General features: G+C 47.8%; 18 protein-coding genes. 15 read left to right on the forward strand and 3 right to left on the reverse strand.

From position 1 onward, the window contains the following. Nucleotides 1-73: 73 nt before the first annotated feature. Genes QL223_RS18630 through QL223_RS18650 form a run of 5 tightly spaced genes read left to right on the forward strand, consistent with a single transcriptional unit; the run spans nt 74 to nt 5365 of the window. The gene (locus QL223_RS18630) at nt 74-1027 is read left to right on the forward strand and encodes a tripartite tricarboxylate transporter substrate binding protein (protein ID WP_046303211.1); all 954 of its coding nucleotides are present in this window, start codon (nt 74-76) and stop codon (nt 1025-1027) included. Nucleotides 1028-1072: 45 nt separating this feature from the next. Continuing rightward, on the forward strand, nt 1073-1528 hold the full coding sequence (locus tag QL223_RS18635; protein WP_281545594.1) for a tripartite tricarboxylate transporter TctB family protein: 456 nt from the start codon (nt 1073-1075) through the stop codon (nt 1526-1528). 15 nt (nt 1529-1543) lie between these two features. After that, nucleotides 1544-3028: a tripartite tricarboxylate transporter permease gene (locus QL223_RS18640; RefSeq protein ID WP_046303209.1), complete on the forward strand. Its 1485-nt coding sequence runs from the start codon at nt 1544-1546 to the stop codon at nt 3026-3028. 2 nt (nt 3029-3030) lie between these two features. Continuing rightward, nucleotides 3031-4611, forward strand: a complete 1581-nt coding sequence (locus tag QL223_RS18645; protein WP_002538694.1) for a gamma-glutamyltransferase — start codon at nt 3031-3033, stop codon at nt 4609-4611. 22 nt (nt 4612-4633) lie between these two features. Continuing rightward, nucleotides 4634-5365, forward strand: a complete 732-nt coding sequence (locus QL223_RS18650) for a DUF599 domain-containing protein (RefSeq protein WP_046303207.1) — start codon at nt 4634-4636, stop codon at nt 5363-5365. Between the two features lie 49 nt (nt 5366-5414). On the opposite strand, the gene QL223_RS18655 is transcribed toward QL223_RS18650, so the two are convergent. The 3 genes from QL223_RS18655 to QL223_RS18665 all read right to left on the reverse strand — a co-directional run bounded on the left by QL223_RS18655 (nt 5415) and on the right by QL223_RS18665 (nt 9071). Further along, on the reverse strand, nt 5415-6218 hold the full coding sequence (locus QL223_RS18655) for an IclR family transcriptional regulator (RefSeq protein ID WP_002538697.1): 804 nt from the start codon (nt 6216-6218) through the stop codon (nt 5415-5417). A gap of 124 nt (nt 6219-6342) precedes the next feature. Next, complete coding sequence (locus tag QL223_RS18660; protein WP_281545595.1) at nt 6343-8091, reverse strand: aerobic cobaltochelatase CobT subunit; 1749 nt, start codon at nt 8089-8091, stop codon at nt 6343-6345. After that, complete coding sequence (locus tag QL223_RS18665; RefSeq protein WP_281545596.1) at nt 8088-9071, reverse strand: AAA family ATPase; 984 nt, start codon at nt 9069-9071, stop codon at nt 8088-8090. Before QL223_RS18665 ends, QL223_RS18660 begins: the two co-directional genes overlap by 4 nt. 208 nt (nt 9072-9279) lie before the next feature. On the opposite strand from QL223_RS18665, the gene xsc reads away from it, so the two are divergent. From xsc to QL223_RS18715, 10 genes are all read left to right on the forward strand, one after another. Further along, nucleotides 9280-11091 carry a sulfoacetaldehyde acetyltransferase gene (gene xsc, locus QL223_RS18670; protein WP_251882046.1) on the forward strand — a complete coding sequence of 604 codons (1812 nt, stop codon included), beginning with the start codon at nt 9280-9282 and terminating at the stop codon, nt 11089-11091. Nucleotides 11092-11273: 182 nt separating this feature from the next. Further along, complete coding sequence (locus QL223_RS18675; protein ID WP_281545614.1) at nt 11274-11675, forward strand: nuclear transport factor 2 family protein; 402 nt, start codon at nt 11274-11276, stop codon at nt 11673-11675. 30 nt (nt 11676-11705) lie between these two features. Then, complete coding sequence (locus QL223_RS18680; RefSeq protein WP_281545597.1) at nt 11706-13157, forward strand: FAD-dependent oxidoreductase; 1452 nt, start codon at nt 11706-11708, stop codon at nt 13155-13157. A gap of 219 nt (nt 13158-13376) precedes the next feature. Next, the gene (locus QL223_RS18685) at nt 13377-14375 is read left to right on the forward strand and encodes a TRAP transporter substrate-binding protein (RefSeq protein ID WP_002538703.1); all 999 of its coding nucleotides are present in this window, start codon (nt 13377-13379) and stop codon (nt 14373-14375) included. A gap of 84 nt (nt 14376-14459) precedes the next feature. Continuing rightward, the gene (locus tag QL223_RS18690) at nt 14460-15011 is read left to right on the forward strand and encodes a TRAP transporter small permease (protein ID WP_039849985.1); all 552 of its coding nucleotides are present in this window, start codon (nt 14460-14462) and stop codon (nt 15009-15011) included. A 39-nt stretch (nt 15012-15050) separates the two neighbouring features. Then, nucleotides 15051-16391 (forward strand): TRAP transporter large permease, encoded by a 1341-nt coding sequence (locus QL223_RS18695; RefSeq protein WP_002538705.1) that lies wholly within the window; start codon nt 15051-15053, stop codon nt 16389-16391. A 98-nt stretch (nt 16392-16489) separates the two neighbouring features. Then, nucleotides 16490-17521, forward strand: coding sequence for a phosphate acetyltransferase (gene pta, locus QL223_RS18700; RefSeq protein WP_002538707.1), 1032 nt, complete (start codon nt 16490-16492; stop codon nt 17519-17521). Further along, on the forward strand, nt 17518-18315 hold the full coding sequence (locus QL223_RS18705; protein WP_002538709.1) for an FRG domain-containing protein: 798 nt from the start codon (nt 17518-17520) through the stop codon (nt 18313-18315). Before pta ends, QL223_RS18705 begins: the two co-directional genes overlap by 4 nt. Before the next feature lie 455 nt (nt 18316-18770). Next, complete coding sequence (locus tag QL223_RS18710; RefSeq protein WP_281545598.1) at nt 18771-19118, forward strand: hypothetical protein; 348 nt, start codon at nt 18771-18773, stop codon at nt 19116-19118. 62 nt (nt 19119-19180) lie between these two features. Continuing rightward, entirely contained in the window at nt 19181-20119 is a 939-nt protein-coding gene (locus QL223_RS18715; RefSeq protein WP_002538713.1) for a mechanosensitive ion channel domain-containing protein, read from the forward strand. Nucleotides 20120-20359: the final 240 nt, after the last annotated feature.

The following is a 20359-nucleotide window of genomic DNA, read 5'->3' on the forward strand; positions in this document are numbered from 1 at the left end:
ATAGGGTTGTTAACGAAGTAACACAATACACAACAAAGTATTGCAATGCAATATTTATATGGAGGTAAATATCATGAAGTATCTATTCGCTACGCTTTTTGCTGTGCTTTCTATTGTCGCTAGCTTTACTCAAGCTGCTGAATGGCCGAAGAAAACAATCAAATTAACCGTTGGTTATGGAGCCGGTGGAACAACGGATACGGTGTCGCGCGTATTATCCACCGAACTTGAGAAAAGTCTTGGTAAGAAAGTTACCGTCATCAATAAGCCGGGAGGTGGCGGGTCTGTCGCGGCTGCGTTGTCGAAAGCGCAACGCCCTGACGGATATTCTATTTTTACACTGACGACAGGCGCGGCAGTACTCTCTCCCCATATGCAAAACCTGCCTTATGATCCGTTAAACGACTTTTCTTTCATCTCTCAAATTGCCCAATGGAACCTTGGAATAGTGGCCCCCAAGGATGCGCCGTACTCATCTATTCAAGAGCTTGTTGAATATGTGAAGCAACATCCGGGCGAAGTGAGTTACGCCATTGCTGGTGCCGGTACTCCACAACACCTTGCTATGGAGCGTCTCGCGCAACAAGAGTCGTTGAATTGGAAGGCGATCCCGTTTAAAGGCGGTGCTGCAAGTGTTACGGCACTCTTGGGTGGGCATGTTGATTTGATGGCTGGAGCGACGGAGTGGCTGCCTCAAGTCCGTTCCGGTGAATTTAAACTCCTTTCAATCATCACAGACAAGCGAATGGCTGAGTTCCCAAATGTGCCAACCTTGATTGATGCAGGTTACGACATCTCCGCGCCTTCTATTTTGGGTATTGCAGGTCCAAAAGGGATTCCCGATGAAGTGGTAGAGAAGCTTGCCAGCGCAATACAAGTTGCGACAGAAAGTGGGGATTTCAAGGAGATTATCGAAAAACTGGCTATGCAGGTGAACTATCTTGACGCGAAGAAATTCGAGAAGAACGTGACAGAGACGTTCCACAAGCAAGGCGAAATCATTCAGCTCTCTGGGCTAGGGAAATAGCCCGGTATTTAGAGCAGGAAGAGTAGAGCAGGAATTCAGGAAAGAATGATGAATCAAAAATCAAAGGACAGATTGTCAGCAGTGGTGCTTGCCATTATTGCTGTGTTGATAGGTGCCACATTAATACCAGGACAGGTTGAAGATACTCAATCTATCGCGTTGTCACCGAGGTTCTTCCCATACTTTGGTTGTGCGTTGGTTGGTATTGGCGCAGTTTTTCTGTTTATAAGCAGCTTTGATAAAGCCGCTGGTGAGCACGAAACTGCAGCTCCAAAGCAGAGTGTTGGGACTTGGTTTCGACCTCTTCTTACTGTCCTTGTGATAGTTCTGTTTATCAGTGTGTTTGAAAAATACGGCTTCATCCTTTCTGTATCAGCAATGATGTTTCTGCTCTTTCTCATCAATGGAGTACGACGACCAGCGACGCTAATCATCATACCGGCTCTGGTCACTCTCGCGCTCTATGCACTGTTTGTCATTGGACTGGGAATGTCCGTTTAAACCAAGGAGGGTGGTATGGAAGGCGAGATCCTTCAATCTGTTGTTTCAGTTTTTTCTGTACTTAATCTTGTCGCTATTTTTGTTGGTGTTGCATTTGGCATCTTTATGGGGGCAATCCCGGGGTTAACTGGCACCATGGGTATTGCATTGATTATTCCATTGACCTATGGATTTAGCCCTCTAACTGCGTTTTGTGTTTTGCTAGGGGCTTATAAGGGGTGTCTTTTCGGGGGGAGTATCCCCGCCATTTTATTAAATACACCGGGTTCTCCTGCAGCAGCGGCGACTGTTCTGGATGGCTATCCTTTGGCTCAAAAAGGACGAGGAAGCGAGGCGATGGGAATGGCGCTATGGGCGTCCGTTATTGCCGATGTTATTGCCACTGTCATATTGGTTTTGGGCGCTGTTTCCCTTGCCAAGCTGGCAACTAATTTTGGACCGCCGGAGTTCGCAACCCTAGTACTTTTTGCGCTTCTTGTTGTTGCTGGTGTATCGGGTAATTCACTTTCCAAAGGTCTAATTACCGCTTCACTCGGCTTTCTTTTTGGGACCGTCGGGCTAGACCCGATGGTGGCCACCCCAAGATTCACTTTTGATAACGTCAATTTGATGAATGGTATTTCGCTGATGGCGATGCTGATCGGTTTATTCGCCGTTTCTGAGCTCCTGATACAAGCAGAAAATTTGGTTGAGAAACAGACAGCGAAACAAGCCCACGACAAAGCCAGTTCATCTATTTCATGGTTTCAAATCAGGGGGAGCTTAAAGACCATCTGCAGAGGCTCATTCATTGGTGTTGTGCTGGGGGCGATACCCGGATTGGGAGCAACGCCCGCGGCGTTTCTGTCTTATTCCGAGGCAAAAAGGAAATCGGCGACACCCGAGAAATTTGGCCAAGGAGAGTTAGAGGGAGTCGCTGCCGCAGAGTCAGCGAACAATGCTACCTGCGGTGGTGCTTTGATTCCTCTGCTCGCATTAGGTGTGCCAGGAGATGTGACAACCGCTGTTCTGATGGGAGCCTTCCTGATACATGGCTTGGCGCCTGGTCCTGCGCTTTTTAGTGAAGATATTTCGTTGATTTATTCACTGTTCGTCGTGCTTTTTATCGCATCACTGTTTCTACCTCTTGTTGGTAAGGTCGCGATAAAGCTGTTTTTTCAGATTACGAGAATACCCCAAAGTGTCTTGTTGCCCATCATTGCTGTGTTTTGTGTTGTTGGCGTTTATGGGTTCAACAACAGCACGGTCGATCTTTGGATTATGTTGGGGTTCGGCTTGCTGGGTTACGTCATGCGAAAGCTCGATTTTCCGCTTGCCCCAATGATGATTGGCTTTGTTCTTGAGCCAGTGGGTGAACAAGCAGTGCGTCAGGCGCTCACCCTGTCTGAAGGGAATTGGCTCATCTTCGTCTCTACACCACTTTCTGTGTTGTTTTTAGCTTTATCAGTCATATCTGCGGTGGTGATTTTCCGTCGTAATACGAATAAAAATGGAGTTTAACAGTGAGTTTGTCTCAATCATCCTCGTGGAATATCAAGAAGAAAGTTGTTCGTACGCACCGAGGTGTGGTGACGTCACAAAGCCGTATTGCGTCAGAAATTGGTGCTGAGGTTCTAAGAAAAGGCGGAAACGCAGTGGATGCGGCAATAGCAACATCGTTCGCCTTAGGCGTCGCGGAGCCCTGGATGAGCGGTATCGGTGGTGGCGGCTTTATGGTGATTCGTTTAGCTAAAACTGACGAAGTTAAGGTGATCAACTTCGGTATGAAGTCCCCTAAGAATCTTAACGTCGAAGATTATCCGCTGGTTGAAGGTTCAGCGACAGATTTGTTTCCTTGGACTCGCGTCCATGAAGACAGGAATGTGACGGGGGCGCTCGCGGTTGCCATTCCTGGCCAAGTGGCTGGAATGGGGTTGGCTGCTGAGCATTTTTCATCTCTTCCCTGGAAAGCACTCATTGAGCCTTCCATAGACCTTGCTAAGAAAGGGCTGGTCGTTGACTGGTATGCACAGTTAGTTATTTCTTCCGTCGCCAAAGATCTGGTGCCGTTTAAAGCGTCTGCGGAGACGTTTTTGGATTCTGGTCTTTTCCCTAAATCTTCAGCGTGGACGTCTCATTCATCAAACGTCTGCGATCAGTCACGTCTGGCTAAAACGCTGGAAACCATAGCGGAAGAAGGCCATCAAAGTTTTTACCGCGGGGAGTTAGCAAGAACTATTGTCAATGAACTCGCTGCAGCAGGGGGCCGGCATAGTTTGGAAGACTTTGAAAGTTACACAGCCACTCTGCAGACTGCGGATAAATACAGTTATCGCGGCCATACCATATTTGGTACGCCATCAATGACTGCCGGTCCAACCTTAAAACGCACTTTTTCACTGATGGAGAATTGGCAGCCAGAGGGCAATTCTCCTGACTCAAAAGCCTACCAGGTCTACGACACTGCAATTAGGTTAGCCAACGAAGAGCGCTACCGCTTTATGGGAGATGAACGTAAGGAAGTAGCACCTAGTTGCACGACACATTTTAACGTTGTTGATTCTGAGGGAAATTGCGTATCGGTGACGCAGACACTGCTTTCCATTTTTGGCTCCAAGTTGATGTTGGGAGACAGTGGCATTCTTATGAACAATGGGATCATGTGGTTTGATCCGGAACCTAATAAGCCAAACTCGCTCGCTGCGGACAAAAAATGCCTGGCGAATATGTGTCCCACCATTCTCAAACGCAACGATGGTCACTGTTTCGCGTTAGGCGCATCGGGTGGACGTAAGATCATGCCTGCTGTAGCGCAACTTTCCTCGTTTATCTTGGATTACAAGATGGATATAGAGAAAGCGATGTGTATGCCAAGGATAGATACCAGTCTCAATGAGCTCACGATTGTGGATGACACAATGGATGAAAACCTCATTGAAGATTTAAGGGGAACAATACAACAGGTCAAATTAGCCCCGAGGACGATATATCCGTTTAACTTCGCTTGCCCAAGCATCATTTCGAGTCAGGTTGTAGGTGGCCAACTTGAGAATGCTGGCATCACAGAGGTGATGTCAGCCTGGTCAGATGCGATCAAAGAATGAAAGGCGTGATGGGTGGCAGAGGATGAGTGAATTCTTACTAAAGCTAAACGACGGAGATTTGGTTGCACTTGTTGTTCTCTTTTTGTCTCTATTTCTTTATGAGCCTATAAGTAAGGCGATATTTGGGAAGAATATTTCCAGCCAAATGATGTTGTGGAGAAAAGCGTGGGCAACCCAGATGCTCTGGCGCCATGAGAGAATTACGGATGTCAGTTTGGTGCGAGGATTGATTCACAATGTGTCTTTCTTCGCGACAACGACCGTTTTTGTTATTAGCGGCTTAGTTGCGCTGTTAGGTGCAAGCCACTCAATCACCGAAAAGTTAAACTCTTTTTCTTACTTGAATGGCACGACAGAGGAGGCAGTGGTTTTAAAAATAACGAGTTTGTTAATTATCATGGTGATTGCGTTTTTTGAATTTGCGTGGTCTATGGGTTTACACGCGAACTCTTTGCTTATGCTGGGGTCAGCGCCAGAGCCTAGTGAAAAGGATTCAAAAGCGACGAGCCTCGTTGTCAACAAACTCTCCGAAATGAGCGTGCTGGCCTCTTACCACTTTCAATATGGTGTGCGAGCTTATTACTTTGGAATATCCTCACTGGCTTGGATTATCCATCCTTATGTTTTCTATGCTGTTTTCCTGATTGTTATTCTTATTATTTTGAGAAGAGAGTTCTTTTCAAGAGCTTTCGATATCACGTCAATGGAAGACATCGAATGGCCAACCTCAGACTCCTCAACGGGGAGTCGTTAGGATCGGCAAGTAGTTGGAATATTCGTATTTTTGGTGTGTACCAGTAGCATCAAGAATCTTCACCCCAGCTTTCTTCTTCTATCTTCGCAAACGCGAGAGATGCCCTTTGCAGTGCAGGGAGGAAATGTAAGGCTTGGTCGGCTTTGAGTCGCATGATAGGTGCCTGAATGGCGACAGCGAGATTGGATTTTCCGCGCTTGGATGGCACAAGAACCGCGACACACAACAATCCGGGTAGGAACTCTTCGTTGTCGATGGCGTAACCGCAGGCACGGACGTTTTCCAGTTCTTCCTCCAACGAAGCCAGGTCAGTGATCGTTTTCTCAGTGAAGGCGGTCATCTCAGAGTTACCAAGCAGCCTGCGGCGCTGGGAAGGGGTCATATTTGCCAGAAACAGTTTACCTGTTGCTGAGCAGTGAACGGGGACTCGGGAACCAGGGTGTAAATGGAAACGCAAAGGAGCTTCCGTTTCAACGCGGTCAACGTAAATGACTTCGCCGCCTGACAGGGATGTCAGGTTACAGCTTTCACCCACTTCATCTCTTAATTGGCTCAACAGGTTGTGTCGTGCGCTGTGCGTGGTGGAGTTGAGCAAGACATTCTCTGCCATATGACGCAGTCTTGCCCCTTTGCCATAGTGTCTGTCGTCACCGTCGCGCTGGATGATACCCGCACTTTCCAGCTGTTGAAGCATTCTATGCAGTGAAGGCTTGGGGATGTTGGTTTCTTCGGTGAGATCTTGTAGCGAGAAAAATTCGTCTTTTTTAGCGATAAGTTCCAGCAATGAAAATAGACGTAATGTTGGCGTGTCGCCGTCCACAACAGCCAGATCAGATTTGTTCTTCGTTTTCATGGTTCTCCCTTATTCCATACCCGCCATATATATCAAAATTCTGGAAAATGACAACAAACCATCTTGAAAAATGAAATCCTCTGCCATTTATCCCGCTTCTGCGTTCATGACTAAATCACGGTTTTCATGACCTCCTTTTGCCATAAGATCTTCGTACTGACTCTGCAATCAGTGTGATGATATCGTTGAACGTCGCACTATCAGGTTGGAAGTCGATATCTAAGGTTAAATTGAGTGGGTAAAAGCGGCTAAGGTCTACACCTACACCCAGAGCAGTGATGATATCCCCCTGTTTTTCTCGGCTTGCTATGACTTGCTTGAGGTGGTTATCCAAATAGAAGTCGTCATTGGTCAGGTTGGTGGCGGTATCCATCGGACTTCCATCAGATATCACCAGCAATAGATGTCTCGAGATGTCTATCTGATGCGACCTTGCGCATGCCCATTCAATCGCTTCGCCATCAATACCTTCACGGAAAATATCTCCCTTCATCAATGCCGCCAAGTTTTTAGAGCCTTGGCGCCAATGTGTTCCAGCATCTTTGAAAATCAAATGGCACACTTCATTCATTCTGCCTGGCATGGCTTGCCTACCTGTCATTAGCCATTTTTTGTAAGGCCGCCCGCCATTCCAAGCACAGGTCGTGTATCCCAGAACTTCAGTAGGCACGCCACCAATGCCAAGTGCCCTGACCAGCCCATCAACGAGATGGATTATGTTTTCCATGTGTTGCCTCATCGAACCTGAGCAGTCAATCAGTATGGTGACAGCGCTATCGGGACGTTCAACGAAGTGTTCTTTGATAAATACGCGCCTTTCCATAGGGGATGAGACAACCTGTGGAAGGCGGCTTCCATCGATGTAACCTTCCTCCTCCTCAAATTGCCAGCCGTCGCGCGTTTTTTGGTTCAAACAAAGCAATAGGCGTTTGGATATTTCCCGAAGGTTCACTCCCAGATGAAGAAAGCCTTTATCAAGATGTGAGCGAAACTCTGCAAGCTGTGCTTTTCTCACCAAACTGCATGCGTCGATCTCGGTATCGAATTCACGGTTAAAAACCCGATATTGAAGACGGTGCATTTCAAATGATTTGCTGTTTCCCCCTACGACTGAAGAGTAGGTATTGTCGGCTTCTATATCCGTGTTGAGTAACAGGGGAAAAGCACTGAGGATCTGCTCACTCCTTTCACTGTCATCTTCATTGTTCTCACACTCACTCACCATGTTGGACACTTTCTCAGCCAGTGATAGAGCGTATCGGCCGTAAAAAGTTTGATGGTCTTTATTGCGACGAAGACCTGCCAGTTCTGAACCCAGACTGGGTGTGATACCGGCGCGGGTCGCCTCTATTAAATCTTCAATTTCTGGGTCGATGGGCGTTGAAAACAGGCGTGAACGGACAATCTGTATCACAGTGAAAATTAAGATACCGAGCTTTGATTCCATCAGATTCGTGTGCAATGCGAGCCTGCTCCAAGCGTCAAACCGATAGCGAATATTTTGTTGTGTGCCTGGCTGGTGGTTTCCGCTGAGAAGAGCTTCTGTGCGAAATTGTTCCAGTAGGTCATACAGCATGCCCGCGACAGGGTCTGCAGGCATGGTTGAGCGGTGAACATCAGCATTGCTAAACAACAGACGCGCTGATATAGCATCAGCACGTCCGCGCTGTGCTTGCGCATCATGGTAAAGATCATGAGCCTGTAAGTGAGCGGCCGAGATCGGCACATACACCGCTCCATTGTAAAAATGCTCACCACGAAGTTTGAGCTCCGAGTTGCCCGTTTCCGATCGGATGGTTGCCAGAATCAGTTCTCGTCTGCGCTGCTGGGCTCGGGTAAAAGGTGCGGGCGCGGGGTGGTGAGCACGACTCATCTTTCAGCACCCGTTAAAGCGGAGTCTTCCTCTATGACTTCCTCATTAAAACAGCGTTGATAAAGCTCGTTGATGATTGGCCATTCAGCTTCATCACATTTATTGAGGAAGGTGAGGCGGAAGGCAGTTCTAGGGTCACTGAATATTTCACAATTCTCCGCCCACGTAATCACGGTTCGTGGCGACATTAAGGTTGATATGTCACCGGTTGAAAACGCTTTGCGTGTCAGGTTGGCAATCTCAACCATTTGAGCCACCAGCTTTCGTCCGCGTTCTGTGTTTTTTGATGGGACACGCGCAAGAACAATCTTGGCTTCTGTTTCTGGCTTGAGGTAGTTCAGAGTGACAACCAGATTCCATCGGTCGATCTGGGCTTGGTTTAATACCTGAGTGCCATGATAAAGGCCCTGCAAATTGCCTAAACCGACTGTGTTGGCTGTGGCAAACAGGCGGAATGAAGGGTGAGGTTCTATCACCCGGTTTTTGTCAGTCAGGACAAGCTTTCCGTCTTTCTCAAGTAGGCGCTGAATAACAAACATGACATCAGGTCTGCCGGCGTCATATTCGTCGAGGATCAACGCAATCGGTCGGGCCGCAGACCAGGGCAGAATACCGTCCTGGAATTCGGTGACCTGCTTTTCGTCTCGGATCACCAAGGTATCTTTTCCTACCAAGTCCAATCGACTGATATGCCCATCAAGGTTAATCCTCATGCAAGGCCAGTTAAGCCGGGCTGCAACTTGCTCAATATGGGTGGATTTACCCGTGCCATGTAGCCCTTGAATCAGTGTTCTCCGGTTATGAGCAAAGCCCGCGAGAATCGCACTGGTCACTTCTGGATTGAAGACATAGTCAGGGTCGATTTTGGGCACTAACTCGCTGGTGCTGGAAAAAGCGGGTACAAGTAGGCGGGTATCGATACCGAATACTTCTTTGGCTGACACCTGGATATCGGGTCCTTGCATCATTGTCCTTTCCATTTTTCCTCCGTTATTAAACCTTGAGCGAGCCTCTATTGAATTGTTTTTACCAACGAGGCGATTTCTCGCTGGTGAGAATTTCGATATCAATAATTCCGCTATTTAAATTTTTTATTGACCAATCCCGAAACATGGCATTAACTAAATTTAAAATTCCGTATAACGAAACATTTAATTCCATAATATGAAATTTAGCAAGGAGAACGTTATGAGTGAATCATCGATGCGCACTGTTGTTGAAGGTCCAACCAAGATGACGCCATCAGAAGCATTCGTGGAAACATTGGTCGCAAACAACGTCACAACGATGTTTGGCATCATGGGTTCTGCATTCATGGATGCGATGGATATCTTCGCGCCTGCGGGTATTCAAATGATCCCGGTTGTTCATGAGCAAGGTGCAGCGCACATGGCAGATGGTTACTCACGTGTATCAGGGAATCATGGGGTGGTGATTGGACAGAATGGCCCAGGGATCAGTAACTGTGTGACTGCGATAGCGGCGGCTTACTGGGCACATAGTCCAGTGGTGATGATTACACCGGAAACAGGAACCATGACAATGGGCTTGGGCGGATTCCAAGAGTGTAATCAGCTGCCAATGTTTCAGGAATTCACCAAATACCAAGGACATGTTACTCACCCAGCAAGAATGGCGGAGTACACGGGTCGCTGTTTTGATAGAGCCATGAGCGAGATGGGCCCAACGCAGCTGAATATTCCGCGCGACTATTTCTATGGCGAAATCACTTGTGAAATTCCAAAACCTGCCCGTTTAGACCGTGGTCCTGGCGGTGAGAAAAGCTTGAATGAGGCCGCTGATATTCTCGCAGAAGCCAAGTTCCCTGTGATCATTTCTGGTGGCGGTGTGGTGATGGCTGATGCTGTAGAAGAGTGTAAAGCACTGGCTGAGCGTTTAGGTGCGCCAGTGGTAAACAGCTATCTGCACAATGACTCTTTCCCTGCTTCGCACCCACAATGGTGTGGTCCACTGGGCTACCAAGGCTCAAAAGCGGCGATGAAATTGATCGCGCAAGCAGACGTTGTCATTGCTTTGGGTTCCCGTCTGGGTCCATTTGGCACCTTGCCACAACACGGTCTCGATTATTGGCCGCAGAACGCCAAAATCATCCAGATTGACGCTGACAACAAAATGCTGGGATTGGTGAAGAAAATTTCAGTCGGTATCTGTGGTGATGCGAAAGCGGCAGCGGTGGCACTGACTGAACGGCTAAGCAGCCGAGAACTGGCATGCGACAGCAATAAAGAAGAGCGTCTTGGCATCATGAAACAGGAAAAAGATGCCTGGGAAAAAGAGCTGGATGAGTGGACGCATGAAAAAGATGCTTTCAGCCTCGATATGATTGAGCACAACGCGAATGAAACGCCATTTTCCGGCGGCGAATACCTCCATCCGCGCCAAGTCCTGCGTGAGCTTGAAAAAGCCATGCCTGAGGATGTCATGGTTTCTACCGACATTGGCAACATCAACTCCATTGCTAACAGTTACCTAAGATTCGAAAAGCCCCGCAGCTTCTTCGCAGCAATGAGCTTCGGTAACTGTGGTTACGCTTTCCCAACCATTATTGGCGCAAAAATGGCGGCACCAGACAGACCCGCTATTTCTTACGCTGGTGACGGTGCGTGGGGAATGAGCCTGGTTGAAACCATGACCTGTGTACGACACAACATCCCAGTCACCGCAGTGGTATTCCATAACCGTCAATGGGGCGCAGAGAAGAAGAACCAGGTTGATTTTTACAACCGTCGATTTGTGGCGGGTGAACTGGATAACCAAAGCTTCGCAGAAATTGCACGTGCGATGGGTGCGGAAGGTGTCACTGTGGATCGTTTGGAAGATGTTGGCCCAGCACTCAAAGCAGCCATCGACAAACAAATGAACGAAGGGAAAACCACGGTGATTGAAATCATGTGTACTCAGGAGCTGGGAGACCCATTCCGCCGTGATGCGCTTTCTACACCTGTTCGCTTCCTCGAAAAGTATCAGGATTACGTTTAACCGCGTGTCGCGAAGTCGACAGCACCGAGAAAGGAAATTCTTTAAATAAAGAGTGAGTGTCTGGCTGAGTGCGCTTAGCCAGACCTCTCTTAAAAATTAACCCGAGACAGATTTCAAAAATAACAAGGTTCAGCTTAAAGCGCTGACCGCGGATGAAAAGGAGTTTTAACGTGAACAACCCTATGACTCAGGCAAAACCGGATTCCATTACCACCGATTTTTTGGACGCGTTTTCGAAAGCGTGGAATGACCATGATGTTGAAGCACTGATGACATTTATGACGGATGACTGCGTTTTTCTTACGGCAGCCGGTAGTGAACTGCAAGGCACCACTATTTCAGGGTTTGATGCCGTCCGCGATGCATTTGAGCAAGTGTGGAAAACCTTTCCTGATGTGTGTTGGAAAGATGCAGAGCACACGATTTTATCCGGGAGCAAAGCCATCACTGAGTCTACTTTCTGTGCAACAAAGCCTGATGGCAGCAGGATAGAAGCGCGCATGGTGGATGTGTTTACGCTCCGTGACGGCAAGATTGCAGTGAAAAATGCCTTCCGCAAAGACAGACCTGCCTTAGTGGTTTGATTGTTTTAGCAATTGATATCGGAGCAAGCAATGGAATCAGCCACTCAAGAGATATCTGGTGTCGAAAACGAGCTCTCCCGCTCCCCGACGCCAGCAGTTGATGCTTATGACCCCGCCTACGATCCCCTAGTGGATGCGACGCCAGGAAAAGGTAGGGACTATTCTCCTTCATATTGGATTGGTACGGCGGGTACGCCACCGGAAGACGATGGCCCGCTGCCCGGTGATACTGATGCCGATGTGGTGATCGTCGGTTCGGGGTTTACCGGACTGACCGCTGCTATTTTTCTGGCAGAAAACTATGGCATTAAAGCGACTGTTCTAGAGGCGAACCGCACCAGTTGGGGGTGCAGCACCAGAAATGGCGGCCAGGCTCAATGCGCTTCCGGCCGGTTAAAGCGCTCACAGTGGATAGAACGATGGGGGTTAGATACGGCGCTTCGCATGCATCAAGAGTGTGTAGATGGCATGGAAACGTTCAAATCGCTGATCAAAGACATCGATTGTGATCCCCAGCCAGGCGGACATCTCTATATTGCCCACCGTGCGAAGGTGATGCCAGGGCTAGTCAAAGAGGCGCAACTTCTTCGTAAAACGTTTAATTATGATGCTCAAATTTTTGATGCCCAGACCGTCAAAGAGCAATACGTCAACGATGTAGAAGCAGCAGGAGCGCTGCATGAGCCGGAGGGGATTGGCATACACGCAGGCAAGCTGGCCTTTGGTTACTTGAAGAAGGCACGGGCTCTAGGCGTCAAAGTGCACCCTGCAAGCCCAGTGACCGGGTGGGAAACACGAAAGGGTATCCACTACCTTCAAACACCGCATGGCACGGTAAAAGCGCAAAGCGTAGGCATCGCAACGGGGGGCTATACCTCTCAATCGCTGCATCCTCAGCTGAAAAACCGCTTGTTGCCCATACTGTCTAATTCCATGGTAACCCGGCCTTTAACACCCTCAGAAATTGAGGCATGCAATTTCAGAACAACGCAGATCATCACAGACACCCGTGTTCTTCGGCATTACTACCGGTTACTTCCTGATAACCGGCTACAGATTGGCTCGCGTAGCGCCATTACCGGTTTTGACGCGCCAAAACAGAAGTATGAGGACAAGCTCTATACGGACATGGTTCGAAAATTCCCTGCTTTACAGGGCATAAGTATCGACTACTCGTGGTGGGGTTGGGTTGATGTGAGCCACGACATGATGCCAAGAATTTTTCAGCCAAACGAATCTGAGACCCTCTATTACGCATTGGGTTATGGCGGCAATGGCGTGATGTACTCCGCGCAGGCTGGCAAACGGTTAGCGCAGTGGATTGCGGAGGATACCAAAGACCTCAATCTCCCTATTTTCCAGTCAAAGTTGCCTTATCCAAATGTGAGAGAGCTTGTTGAATCCGAATACTTTGCACCGTTTCGACGGCTAGGGCAGCGATTCCTATACCGTTGGTATCACTTAAAAGACGAAGTGCTTTAGTGATGTAGGCGCATGTATTCGAATCAGAAATTGATAGACGCTCGCTGCAGCGCACCTGCTTGATGGAGCCAAGCATGACGCCAAACCAGCTGTAAACGGAGAATTCAGTTGGTTTGGGACAATAACACCGAAATCTAAAGCAACGTTTTGCCGCCTGCATTGGGTGGCTAGCACCCGAGGAAAGTCAGAACCAATACATTAATTAAAGAGGTTAAGATCATGAAATTAATTCGTAGTAACGTCCTCGCTATTGTCACCGCTTTCAGCATGGCGCTGACCACTCCGCAGTTATACGCTCAAACATTCAAAATGGCGCTGGGTGATGCTGCTGGTGGTACACAATGGGAACTGGGTAAAACGTTTGCTGAAAAACTCAGTGATAAAACGGGTGGTAAAGCTAAGGTTGACCTCTTTCCCAATGGCCAGTTAGGTACCGAGCAAGACACAGTTAACAATGCAGCTATCGGCTTGCTTGATTTCTCTGTGTTGGCCATCAACAACGTGACGCCTTTTTCTCCCACTGTTGGCCTGTTGACTATGCCGTATGTGATTCAGTCAGCTGAAGAGGCGAGACTATTGACGCAAGGCGATATTGGTAAAGAGCTTGTAGAGAACACCATACGTGATGCAGGCGTCAGAATTGTTGGTTGGGCGTATTCAGGTTTCCGCGTTCTCACCAACTCTAAACGCCCTGTCAAAACGCCTGAAGATCTAAAAGGTCTGGTGATCCGCGTTCCCCGAAATGAAATCATGATTGCTTCCTATCAGGCGCTGGGTATTAACCCTACACCCATGGCGTGGTCAGAGACCTTTACCGGCCTCCAGCAAGGTGTGGTTGATGGTCAGGACAACCCTTACATCACTATTTCTGCCATGAAATTCAATGAAGTACAGAAGTACGTGACCAATATCCGTTACATTTTCTCGATGGAGCCCCTCATCATCAGTGAGTCGGTCTTCCAGGACCAATCACCCGAAATGCAAAAGGCGATTTTAGAGGCGGGTCAGGAAGCGACGGTACATAGCTTTGAGTTTCTTAAAGATACCGAAGATCGCATCAAGAAAGAGCTGGTAGCAAAAGGCATGGAAATCGCCGAACCGGCTGATAACGAGAAGGAATGGATTGAGAGTGTAACAACTGTTGTTTGGCCGAAATTCTACAGCAGTATCGGTGGTAAAGAAAAACTGGATAACGCACTGAAACAGCTCGGTCGATAATCGAGATACCCGTCGGGCACGGAACGTGTCCGACGGGTTAGCTATTGAACTCACCCTTGAAGCCTGAACGTTGAGAGTAAGAGCATGTCGATAATGTTACCAGTGCGTCGTCACCTAAACAGGATTGAAGAATACATCTGCTGCTTGTTTCTGGCGGTATTTGTCACGCTTTTGTTTACGCAGATCTTGGTTAGACAGTTTTTCCAATACTCCATTCCTTGGGGTGATGAAGTCGCGACCTATTTATTCGTTTGGTTTACCTATTTAGGTGCTGTTGTCGCAGCAAAAATGTCTGCTCATAACCGAGTCTCTTTCCACTTTAACTACTTTCCACCCATCGTAAAAACCGTCTGCGAGACGATCGCCGATCTGCTCTGGATTGCTTTCAATCTGTATTTTGTTTACCTGAGTTATGACTTTGTTTTCAACAAGATGAACTTGTTTTGGAAGTCTCAAACCACCGGTATCCCAATGAAGTACATCTACATGATTCTGCCCATCGCGTTTTTGCTGATGTCGATACGGATTCTATGGAATGTCATCGATCGCTTAAAAGGTATTGAACACGATGACCCAGAGGCAGAAGAGATCCGCAAGCTCAGCGAAAAAAAGATGGATATTCCCAAGCTGCCATAGGCCCGGCGGTGAAAAGATAGCGAGAAGGGATTCAACCTTATGGAAGCCTATTTAACACTCATTTTATTTGGTGGTTTTTTAGTTCTGCTGGTGCTTGGGGCACCTATCACCGTTTCTTTGGCTGGCGCATCGATGGCGGCCTACCTGATTTTGGATAAAAACCCTATTGCACTGGTGCAAATCGCATTCACGTCTGTCGGGAACTTTCCACTGATGGCACTGCCATCTTTTGTTTTGGCCGGAGCCTTGATGGAGGCCTCTGGTATATCACGCCGATTGGTCGATATTGCAGAAAACATGGCAGGCCCGGTAACAGGCGGACTTGGTGCCGCAACGGTTTTTGCCTGTCTTTTCTTCGGTGCGATATCCGGTTCAGGGCCAGCGACCACGGCAGCAGTGGGCATGCTGATGATTCCTGCAATGGTAAAACGCGAATATGAAGCAAGCTACGCGTCAGCGGTGACTGCCGCAAGCGGCGGCTTAGGAATAATCATTCCTCCGTCCATACCTATTGTCATCTTCGGTATCTCTGCGATGGGGTTGATGGCACCGCCAGAAGCGATATCCCTGCATGGCGAGTTTGATACTGTCTCCATCCCCAAATTGTTTATTGCAGGTGTTGTTCCCGGACTGATCATGGCGACAACCCTGATATTGACCAACTACTACATCTCAAAACGTCGTGGCTACAAAGGCTTGATGGAGTCCTGGTCTCTTCCTGACATCAACCACTCGTTGCGTCGGGGTGTTTGGTCGATTCTTGCGCCATTTCTGATACTGGGCGGGATCTATAGTGGCATTTTCACGCCAACCGAGTCGGCGGTGGTGGCGATTTTCTACTCGCTATTTGTGGGGTTCTTTTTACATAAAGAACTGAAATTTAGGAATGTGCTTAAGTCTTTGACCACCACAACATGGATAACCGGCCGTGTTCTTTTGATTCTCTTCGCTGCCACGGTTTTCGGGCGTCTTCTTATCGAGCAGCGAATTCCGGTTCATGTGGCTGATGCGCTATTGAGTGTCACGGACAACATGTATCTGGTTTGGGCATTGACCATCATGTTACTGCTCTTTATCGGCATGTTTATGGAAACGCTGGCGGCGATAATGATCATTGTGCCTGTCCTACTGCCCATCATGTACATGCTAGGCGCGGATCCAACGCATGTTGGGATCGTGGTGATTTGTACCTTATCCATTGGCTTTGCGACGCCGCCATTGGGAGAGAACATTTTTGTCGCGTCCGGTATCGGCGGTTCGAGCGTCGAGCAAATTACTTCAAGAATTCATCCCTTCGTTTTTGCCTCTGTGCTTGGCGTGTTTGTTATTGCCTTCTTCCCACAACTCACCCTATGGCTTCCTTCGCTGGTGGGCTCATAAAGAGGAGTAGACAAACGAAAGCTTTGTTTAGAGATATTCGGATGAAATCCCATAGGGATATTGGGTTTTGAAAAGTGACGTTAAGAGAGCAGTAAGTGATGAAAGCACTAAACAATATTATTGAGAAAGCGAAAAAGTTGGACTCAAAAATTGTGCTATGTGAAGGCGATGATAAACGGATTCTCATCGCCGCCGCTCAGGCTCAACAAGACGGAATTGCAAAGGTCGTTTTGGTTGGTGAAAGAGAAAAACTACAACTGGCCGCTGACGAAGCTAACGTTCGACTGGATGATTTTGAGGTGATTGAACCTCAATCCAGCCCGCTCACCGCCTCTCTGTCGGAGTTGTATCTCGCGCTTAGGGAAAAGAAAGGCATCACGCCTACGCAGGCGTTGCAAGAGACGCTTAAGCCACTCAATTTTGCCAACCTTATGGTGGCCAAAGGACTCGCAGACGGCTCAGTCGCTGGGGCAGTGCACACAACGAAAGATGTCGTTCGCAGCGCAATACAAATCATTGGATTGGATGGCACCAGCACGATTGTGTCCAGCTTCTTTCTGATGATGCTGTGCCAGCCCTTCCACACCTTGAAAGGAGGACTGATTTTTTCAGATTGTGGGCTGGTGATTGATCCCTCCGACGAAGAACTGGCGAGCATTGCTATTGCAGCAGCGAAGAATGCAGAAACCTTACTCATGGAAGAACCGAAAGTCGCGATGTTGTCTTTTTCAACCAGCGGCAGTGCACAGCACGAATCGGTCAGCAAGGTCGTCAGGGCATCTCAACGGGTAAAGCAGCAGTTGCCGGACATTGCTATCGATGAAGATATCCAATTGGATGCGGCGATTGTCGCGGATATCGCGAAGAAGAAACTGCCTAACTCCAACGTAAAAGGGAAATCGAATGTCCTCATTTTCCCTAACCTGGAGGCGGGCAACATTTGCTACAAGCTGGCAGAGCGTGTTGGAGGAGCGGTTGCGATTGGTCCTTTGTTGCAAGGCTTGGCAAAACCAGCGAATGACTTATCGAGGGGTTGCAGCGTGGATGACATTGTTAACGTTATCGCGGTGACGGTCGTACAAAAAGAGATAAACAGCTCAGTTGGCTACTCCAATGCGAGGAAATTATGAATCATATTAACTATATAGACTCACTGTCTGCCTTTACGGCAGCGGTTGAAAATATCACCGAAACTAACAAAACCATGCTGTTTCGAGGTCAGCCTAATATCCGCTGCAAATTGCTCCCTCAGGCGGCTAGGGGTCATACCAAAACCGTAGAAACGGAAGCCAAGATGTTAGCGCATATCGCAGAGTATGGCCGGGACTACATCGACATTGATAATCCTTCGACATGCCACTTACTGATGAAAGCACACAACGCCGGCTTGGAAACCCGTTTGTTGGACTGGACGATTAATCCTTACGAGGCGCTATGGTACGCCTGTCATAGTTCAGGATCTCAGCCTCTTGTTTATGTACTGAACACGGAGAGTATTCCGCAACTGGGTATGGACGATGATCCTTTTGCGATTACGCAAACACACATCATGCCTGTCTACGGGAAAGCCGCAGACAAAAACAAACGGCTAACTGTGCATGCCTCCACCCTTATTCAGGGTCGTCCTCAATTCACGGCGTTGGAGGAGGAAGAAGGAATGCATTCCGCGTTGACTGAGCTTCCGATCATGCCAGATCTAAAAGTGAAAATTATTCAAGAGCTTAATGAGTTTGGGGTCAATGAACACTCTATATACAACAACCTGTTCGGGCTGTGTCGCCATGTGAACTTAATGTACGACAACAACCCATACGGTTGGATGCCTATGGATAACCGTTCTGCTGGTGCCGAGATGCAGGGCGAGGTAGGTGAGAGTTTGCAGCAATTTAAGAAAAAGTACGTATCTGATTTTGATTTCGACTGAAAGACTTGAGTCTCGTTTTCTCTCCTCAGAATAACCCTCTAGCCGCTGACGACAGTCAGGGGCTAGAGGCAGCCATCTTTATATCCAAACAACCTGAAGAAGCTTGTATTCAGAGATCATCAATGTATTCAATTCGATGCAAATTTCACATGGAATAGTGGTTCTATTTACCCATGATTTAACCAAGAAGTGGGCGCATTGAGGCCCTCCCTTCGGACGAGCCGTGCTCATTGTTGTTCCTTATTGATGGAGATGGCTACACCTACAAAAACGCTGCGATCACAACCCCAGTCAATCTCGCTGCTTCCTGCATCTTCGGGTTGTTTGGGTATATAAAATGTCGCGATATCGATATCTAACTAGTGCAGTCCGACACTGCACTGGTGTTTGCCTTTCTTCACACCTAACATGCAGTAAATCAACAAGTGCAGTTCGACATTTGAAAGGTGAGGGAAGTGAGAAAGACGGACAAAAAAATAGATAATTCGCTTAGACATGCGCTAACACGAGTCTGTGATACTGCCCAATCGGAACATCAAGGATTCGAGTGGCTGACCCATTTTGTTAACTATGATCGATTCCCTAATTCGCTTTCTATCGTATGTATTTTTGACACTCAATCTAGCTTGGCCCAAGCCAACCAGGAACACATTCGCCGTCTCATCAAAGATGTGCTGGCTTCCATCGATATCAAGCTGAAAGATATTGGCAAGCACGTATATTTTGATACCGAAGAAAGCTGCGAAAATGACGATAACGGTAAATGGAACGTACGTTTCGAAAAACAGGGTTGGCAGTACTAAATAGACAGCAAAGCAATACATGCGGCTAGTTTAAATTAACGGCAAAAAGGGATTGGAGTGAGATGGTGTTAGATAACCTTTATATTTACCTCGGCACAGTCAGTGTGGTGGGGGTTGCTGTTATCTGGTGGGCGACATCGGCCTTATTGAAGTCAAAGTCTAATAGGGAAAAACGACTAAGACGCCTGAAGAACTTTAACAGTGTTCAGACATCCTTACCCAAAGCAGAAGGTCAGATTGGGGAGATTGATGCGGCAGTTGAAAAAATCGAAAACCGTTTTTCGATTATCCGAAAGATCACCTTTTTCTTCATCTTTATCGTGTTAGGTCTCGCATTATCGCTGCCATTTCTGAATTCGATGCCAGCAGCAATGGTTTCGCTAATGGTTGCTGTTTCCACCACCGTTCTCGGCTTTGCCGCAAAACCTGTGATTGAAAATATTATTGCGGGCGTCGTACTTTCTCTTTCCAAAGCGATCCGTGTCGGAGATACGGTCGTGATTGAAGATCAATATGGAACGGTGGAAGACATTAGCCTTAACCACACGATTATTAAGCTCTGGAACTGGAAGCGACTAATTATTCCAAGCAGCAAAATGCTCTCTCTGGAGCTGGAGAGTTTTACCTATAACGACACTTATATCTGGGTGCATGTGGAGTTTTACACTTCTTACGAAAATGATTTAGAGCTTGTGCGGCAAATGGCCATTGAGTCCGTTCAGAGCAGCAAGCATTTTATCTCCCAAGAATCACCAGATTTTTGGGTGATGAACCTTGATAAAGATGCCTACCAATGTTGGGTTGCAGGTTGGACAAATTCCGCGACAAGGGCTTGGAACCTTGCCAGTGATATTCGCACGGGGATTGCTGTACGATTCCAAGCAGCTGGAATTAAGACACACAATGTTCAGGTAAAAATGGAGCCACGCGCAAAATCTTCAGAGGACTCAAGTGAGTTGCATACATTAAGCCGTTCTAACCGTGTTGGTGGCGTTTCCTGAGCCTGCTATTTGTGTATATACCCAAACAACTTTGGGGTGAAGGAATCGCAAGGTTGACTGGCGTTGTGATCGCGGCGTTCCTTTGCAGATGTAGTCATTTCCATCAAAAAGGAACAACAAAGAGCACGGCGTCAGTCAACTCGCCCGAAGGTAGGCCTTCAATGCGCCCACTTCATCGTTAAATCCCACGGAAATAGAACGACTTTTCCTCGTGAAATTTGCCTCGAATTGAACGCATTG

Origin of the sequence: Grimontia sp. SpTr1 (genome assembly GCF_947387585.1) — a bacterium.
Classification (GTDB): Bacteria; Pseudomonadota; Gammaproteobacteria; order Enterobacterales; family Vibrionaceae; genus Enterovibrio; species Enterovibrio indicus.